We start from the raw sequence: 6,161 nt of genomic DNA on the forward strand, positions 1-6,161 counted from the left end.
TTCAGCCCGTCCGGCGTTTGAGGACGAACTCGGCGAAGCCGGTGATGACGGCACCCAAGGCCGCCGCTAGGCCCCGCTAGGCCCGCGGCGCGACCTTCTCCAGCTCATCGATCGACCCGGACATAACAGTCCGCACATGCTCGGTCAGATGCTCCACAGGCCAGTCCCACCAGGCCACGGCCAGCAACCGCGCAACCTCGTCCTCGCTGTACCGCGTACGGATCAGCTTGGCGGGATTGCCGCCGACGACGCCGTAGTCGGGCACGTCATCCACCACGACCGACCCCGAGGCGATCACGGCCCCGTGCCCGATCCGCACGCCGGGCATCACCATCACCCCGTACCCGAACCAGACATCGTTCCCGACGACCGTGTCACCTCGCCCCGGCAACCCGCTGATGAGATCGAAGTGTTCGCTCCACGACCCGCCCATGATGGGGAACGGAAAGGTCGAGGGCCCGTCCATCCGGTGGTTGGCGCCATTCATGATGAACCGCACCCCCGTCCCGAAAGCGCAGAACTTGCCGATACGGAGCTTCTCGGGCCCGTAGTGATAGAGGACGTTGCGCGTCTCGAAGGCGGTCGCGTCGTCCGGATCGTCGTAGTACGAGTATTCGCCCACCTCGATCAACGGCGACGTCACCAGCGGCTTCAGAAGCACGACACGAGGCTGGTCCGGAAACGGATGCAGGACCGTCGGATCGGCCGGTACGAGTTCCATGAAAGGTCCCTCCACTGCTGGTATACGGCCCCGCCCCCATGATCAGCCGGACCATGCGGCAGCATAGGTCGGCCCACGGCGGAGACCCACCGCTTTACCGAAGCCCAGGAGGACTCATGCCCCCGCAGCCCAAGCCAGAAATCCTCGCCGCCTTCGAAGCGGCCAAGGGCTTCATGCCGGCCGGCGAGGGACTCGCCCTGCACGCGGCGGCCACGGAGGCGGCGGCGCTCGGCCTGCCGCTTCTGGAGGTCGGCACGTACTGCGGCCGCTCCACGATCCTGCTCGCGGACGCCGCGCGGGAAGCGGGCGTCACGGCGATCACGGTGGACCACCACCGCGGAAGCGAGGAGCAGCAGCCGGGCTGGGAGTACCACGACCCGGAGACGGTCGACCCCGAGGTCGGCCGCATGGACACCCTCCCCACCTTCCGCCGCACCCTGCACCACGCGGGCCTGGAGGACCACGTCATCGCGATCGTCGGCCGCTCCCCGCAGGTGGCGAAGGCGTGGGGCGGACCGCTCGGTCTGGTGTTCATCGACGGCGGCCACACGGACGAACACGCGAACGCCGACTACGAGGGCTGGGCCCCGCACCTCGCGGAGGGCGGCCTCCTGCTGATCCACGACGTGTTCCCGAACCCGGCGGACATCATGACGGGCCAGGCCCCGTACCGCGTCTACCTCAGGGCCCTGGAATCCGGCGCGTTCACGGAGGTCTCGGCAACGGACTCGCTGCGCGTCCTGCGGCGAACGGGACCAGGGATCTGACGGCGGCGGATCAGCTGAGTTGAGCCGAATGCCGATCCGATGTCGATCCGAATGCCGCATGCGGAAAACTCCCGGCGCCACGCCGCGGATCACGCTGTGAACCGCCACTTCTCCGCGACTGCCCCGGCTCCCTGCGGAGCACGTGAACGGCCCGTAAGGTGGCTGTCGTGTCGTACGTAGGTCCGGAGATTCAGCCCCCACGCCCGCCCCGCCGCTTCGGCCGCGGCCCGCTCACGGTGACGCTCGCCGCGCTGGTGCCGACGTGCCTCGCCGGGTGGATCCTCTACGAGGCCACCAGCGGGCCCGGAGGGAACGAGCCGGCCAGAACGCTTCCGGCGCCGAGCCACTCCGCGCAGGGCTCGCCCTCCGGCAAGTCGTCCCCGTCAGCCTCCGAAAAGGATGACGACAAGGGGGGCAAGGACCACGGCAAGGACGACGAGAAGCCGAGCACGGCGAAGCCCCCGAAGTCGTCGGGCCGCCCCGCCGCCTCCGGCCCCCTCAAGGGCAAGGTCGTCGTCATCGACCCCGGCCACAACCCCGGCAACGGCAAGCACACGGCCGAGATCAACCGCCTGGTCGACGTCGGCACGCACCGCAAGGAGTGCGACACCACCGGGACCTCCACCAACCACGGTTACACCGAGGCCCAGTTCACCCTCGACGTCTCGCACCGCATGCGCACGCTGCTGGAGAAGCAGGGCGCCACGGTCAAGTTCACCCAGGACGGCGACCGCCCCTGGGGCCCCTGCGTCGACGAGCGCGCCCGCATCGGCAACACCGCCAAGGCGGACGCCGTCGTCTCCGTCCACGCCGACGGCTCGGCAGCGGGCAACCACGGGTTCCACGTGATCCTGCCCGCGTCGGTGAAGTCCGGCGCCGCGGACACCACCAAGATCGTCGTCCCCTCCCGCGCCCTGGGCGAGCGCATCGCGGGCAAGTTCGTCAGCGCGACGGGCAGCGCCCCCTCCAACTACGTCGGTGACGGCACCGGACTCGACGTACGCAAGGATCTGGGCGGCCTCAATCTGTCGACCGTCCCCAAAGTGTTCATCGAGTGCGGCAATATGCGGGACACCAATGACGAGGCACTGCTCACCAGCGGCGCGTGGCGGCAGAAGGCGGCGAAGGGCATCTCCGACGGAATCGTGAGCTTCCTGCGCGGATAACGGGTTGGTAGCGGGGCGACGGGTCTTTATCCCGAGCAGACACCCCACCCGTGTGGACGATAATGTCCTCCGTACGATGGGGGGCCATCCCCGCGCTTTGCGCCGCGACCTTGGGGCGACAGCGACGCCTCCAACGACGAGACGACTTACGAAGGACCTGAAGTGAATATCCGCTCTCTCACTCGAGGCGACGGCGTGGTGATCGGAGCAGCGGTTTTGCTGTTCATCGCCTCGTTCCTGGACATCTTCGATGTCGAAGACGCCCCGGCCTCCCTGGACATGCCGAATGCCTGGAGCAGCGGGCCGGTCCTGCTGGGCGTCACCCTGGCCGGGATCATCGGTGCTGTCTGCATCGTCGTCTCCCGCGGGCTGCCGACGCCTCCGAAGGTCCTTGGTCTCGACCTCGGCCACTTCGGTGTCGCCTTCGCCATCGCCGCCGCGTGGAGCGCCATCGGGCAGATCTTCGACCCGTCCAGCGGCTACGACAACGTGGGTTCGGGCACCGGTGACTCCGGAGTCGACGCCGGTATCGGCCTCATCCTCTCCCTGATCGCGACGCTGGTGCTTGCCGCCGGGGCGATCCTCTCCCTGACGGTCCCGGCCTTCAAGGCTCCCCTCGTCGGCGCCCCCCGCCCCGCCACCCCCCAGCCCTACGGCGGTCAGCCGCAGGGTGGTTACGGGTACCCCGGTGCGCAGGGCCAGCCCGGTCAGCCCTACGGTGCCCAGCCCGGTCAGCCGCAGCAGGGTCAGCCCTACGGCGCCCAGCCGGGCCAGCCGCAGCCGGGTCAGCACACCCCGCCGCCCGCGCAGGCGCAGGCCACCGGTGACTTCTCGCCGTTCTGGTTCGCCGTGCCGGTGCCGCGTCCGCTGTACGCGGAGGACGGCTCGCCGACGCCGATCGCCGAACTGGCGCCCGGTACGTGGTACTTGGCCGTCGAGCAGCGCGGTCCGGGCCTGGTGGCCCAGACGCAGGACGGCCGTCGTGGCGTCCTTCAGGACACCACGGGTATTCAGCGCGGCTGATCTCTCCCGCACCTCGCGGCCCCTCGCCCTTCCGGGCGGGGGGCCGTTGTCGTACAGTCGCCACCCGGCAGGGAACTGACGGACCGTCAGGAAGGATCGGGGCATGCGCCTGGGACTCGCACTCGGCTACTGGGGGCGCGGCCCCGACCCCGGGCACGTCACACTCGCCCAGGAGGCCGAGCGGCTCGGATACGACTCCGTGTGGACGGCGGAGGCGTGGGGCTCCGACGCCTTCACCCCGCTGACCTGGATCGCGGCGCAGACCTCAACCATCAAGCTGGGTACGGCGGTTGCGCAGATGGCGGCGCGGTCGCCGGTGACGACGGCCATGCACGCGCTGACCCTGGACCACCTGTCCGGCGGGCGGATGATGCTCGGGCTCGGTCTCTCCGGGCCACAGGTGGTGGAGGGGTGGTACGGGCGGCCGTTCCCGAAGTCGCCGCTGACCGCCACGCGGGAGTATGTGGATGTCATCCGCCAAGTGCTGCGGCGGGAGGGGCCGGTGACGCTGGACGGTCGCTTCCACGCGCACCCTTACCGGGGTGCGGACGCGAGCGGCCTCGGCAAACCCCTGAAGCCGATCACGCATCCGCTGCGGGCCGATCTGCCGGTTCTCCTTGGCGCGGAGGGGCCCAAGAACATCGCCCAGACGGCACGGATCGCGGACGGGTGGCTGCCGCTGTACTGGTCGCCTATGCGGTCGGACGTGTACGAAGCGTCGCTCACGGAGGCGCGGGAGGGGTTCATGGTCGCGCCGATGGCTCGGGCCAAGGTGTGCGACGACGTGACGGAGGGACTGCTTCCGGTCAAGGCGATGCTGGGGTTTTATATCGGGGGGATGGGGCATTCCGCGCGGAATTTCCATGCGGATCTGATGGCCCGGATGGGGTTCGAGGAGGAAGCGCGAAGAATTCAGGAACTGTTTCTCGCGGGGCGGCGAGAGGAGGCGGTCATGGCCGTGCCGGACGCTTTCGCCGATGAGATTTCCCTTGTGGGGCCGAGGGAGCGGATTGCCGAGCGGCTCGAAATGTGGCGGAAGGGCCCGGTAACGGACCTCCTGGTGCTGGCACCGGATCGCCATACGCTGCGGGTCCTGGCGGAGCTGAACGGCTGACCGGCTATCAGCCTGTCCGGCGTTTGAGGACGAACTCGGCGGAGCCGGTGATGGGCGGCGCGCAAAGCCTCGCGGGGCCGGTTGCGGACACCGCCCAAGGCCTCCGGCCAGGCCTACCCCTTCGCCAACTCCCCCGCGGAGGGAACCTTGTCCTTGACCTCCGCCCCCGCGCTCTTCCCCGCGTCCTTCACCTTGTTGATCACCCCGTCGAAGGAGCTCACCACCGAGTCCGTCGAGTCGCCCTTGCGTAGCTTGGACGGGAGGTCCTTCAGGGCGTCGATGCCCGCCGTCAGGGGAGCCACCGCCTTGGACAGCGTCGGGTCGCCCTTCGCGTTCTTCGATGCCGCCTTCAGGCGGTTGTAGGCGAGTGTCCCCGCAAGACCCGCCTTGATCAGGGCGAACTTCCGCCCGTCGGCGCCCTTCTTGAACTTCCCCGCCTTGTAGGGCTTCACGATCCACTGGTACGTCGCCCCTGCGGCGATCCCCGCGTTCGCCACGAACCGGGTCTTGGCGAACTTCTGCTTCTCGGCGGAGCTGGAGCTCGACGGCGAGGAGGACGAGGACGAGGCGGCGGCCTTGTCGTCACCGCCGCACCCTGTCGCCCCCACCAAGAGGGCACCGCACAGCACAGGGGCGACGAGGGACCGGCGTACGGTCGCGGCGGACAGCAACACGGGGGACCTCCCGGAGTGGACAGCTCTTCCGGCAGCCTCACCCCGGGCGGCGGCGCCCGCCACTCGGCGGAGCCCGTACGGGTTTCAAGCGGGGCGGGCCCGGTACTCGGCCCGCATGTCCACACGACACGCACGTGGCAGTAATGCAGCGAGGATCATCGTCATCGTCGCAGACGTGATGGCCATCATCCTCGGCCTATGGATCCTGATGTACCTGTTGGACGCGAACCGCGCCAACGACCTCGTCCAGTTCATCCATGACGTGGCCCGCTGGCTCGCGGGCTGGTCGCACGACCTGTTCACGTTCGACGAGGCGTGGGCCCGCGTGGTCTGCGGTTACGGCCTCGCAGCGCTCGTGTACATGTTCGTCGGCCACGCCATAGCAGGCCGCCTCCGCCGCTACTGACCGCGCGGAGCGACAGCCCCAGACCCCCGGCACACCGTTCGCACGACCCGGGGGTCCGGGGGCACCCCCCGGAAGAACACAGCACGTTCGACGAGGCCTGGGCCCGCGTGGTCTGCGGCTACGGCCTCGCAGCGCTCGTGTACATGTTCGTCGGCCACGCCATAGCAGGCCGCCTCCGCCGCTACTGACCGCCCGGAGCGACAGCCCCAGACCCCCGGCACACCGTTCGCACGACCCGGGGGTCCGGGGGCACCCCCCGGAAGAACACAGCACGTTCGACGAGGCCTGGG

General features: G+C 69.4%; 7 protein-coding genes. 5 read left to right on the forward strand and 2 right to left on the reverse strand.

Features of this window, described 5'->3' with window-relative positions:
* Positions 1-76 precede the first annotated feature (76 nt).
* Positions 77-721: a CatB-related O-acetyltransferase gene (locus tag ACGFX9_RS02990; RefSeq protein ID WP_393463651.1), complete on the reverse strand. Its 645-nt coding sequence runs from the start codon at positions 719-721 to the stop codon at positions 77-79.
* Positions 722-837: 116 nt separating this feature from the next.
* On the opposite strand from ACGFX9_RS02990, the gene ACGFX9_RS02995 reads away from it, so the two are divergent.
* The 4 genes from ACGFX9_RS02995 to ACGFX9_RS03010 all read left to right on the forward strand — a co-directional run bounded on the left by ACGFX9_RS02995 (position 838) and on the right by ACGFX9_RS03010 (position 4,791).
* Entirely contained in the window at positions 838-1,488 is a 651-nt protein-coding gene (locus ACGFX9_RS02995; protein ID WP_393463653.1) for a class I SAM-dependent methyltransferase, read from the forward strand.
* 167 nt (positions 1,489-1,655) lie between these two features.
* Complete coding sequence (locus tag ACGFX9_RS03000; RefSeq protein ID WP_393463655.1) at positions 1,656-2,654, forward strand: N-acetylmuramoyl-L-alanine amidase; 999 nt, start codon at positions 1,656-1,658, stop codon at positions 2,652-2,654.
* A gap of 162 nt (positions 2,655-2,816) precedes the next feature.
* Positions 2,817-3,677 (forward strand): hypothetical protein, encoded by an 861-nt coding sequence (locus ACGFX9_RS03005; protein ID WP_393463656.1) that lies wholly within the window; start codon positions 2,817-2,819, stop codon positions 3,675-3,677.
* A gap of 103 nt (positions 3,678-3,780) precedes the next feature.
* Complete coding sequence (locus ACGFX9_RS03010) at positions 3,781-4,791, forward strand: LLM class F420-dependent oxidoreductase (RefSeq protein ID WP_393463658.1); 1,011 nt, start codon at positions 3,781-3,783, stop codon at positions 4,789-4,791.
* Positions 4,792-4,904: 113 nt separating this feature from the next.
* Here the strand turns inward: ACGFX9_RS03010 and ACGFX9_RS03015 are convergent, their stop codons facing one another.
* On the reverse strand, positions 4,905-5,462 hold the full coding sequence (locus ACGFX9_RS03015; protein ID WP_393465586.1) for a hypothetical protein: 558 nt from the start codon (positions 5,460-5,462) through the stop codon (positions 4,905-4,907).
* Between the two features lie 118 nt (positions 5,463-5,580).
* Between ACGFX9_RS03015 and ACGFX9_RS03020 the strand changes: the two genes are divergently transcribed.
* Complete coding sequence (locus ACGFX9_RS03020; RefSeq protein ID WP_393463660.1) at positions 5,581-5,871, forward strand: hypothetical protein; 291 nt, start codon at positions 5,581-5,583, stop codon at positions 5,869-5,871.
* The last annotated feature ends 290 nt before the right edge of the window (positions 5,872-6,161 follow it).

The organism is Streptomyces sp. NPDC048436 (assembly GCF_043200355.1).
Classification (GTDB): Bacteria; Actinomycetota; Actinomycetes; order Streptomycetales; family Streptomycetaceae; genus Streptomyces.

What these genes read in the sequence shown, in the direction of transcription:
- ACGFX9_RS02990 (WP_393463651.1), bottom strand. Translation starts at nt 721, where the DNA reads ATGGAACTCGTACCGGCCGATCCGACGGTCCTGCATCCGTTTCCGGAC.
- ACGFX9_RS02995 (WP_393463653.1), top strand. Translation starts at nt 838, where the DNA reads ATGCCCCCGCAGCCCAAGCCAGAAATCCTCGCCGCCTTCGAAGCGGCC.
- ACGFX9_RS03010 (WP_393463658.1), top strand. Translation starts at nt 3,781, where the DNA reads ATGCGCCTGGGACTCGCACTCGGCTACTGGGGGCGCGGCCCCGACCCC.
- ACGFX9_RS03020 (WP_393463660.1), top strand. Translation starts at nt 5,581, where the DNA reads ATGTCCACACGACACGCACGTGGCAGTAATGCAGCGAGGATCATCGTC.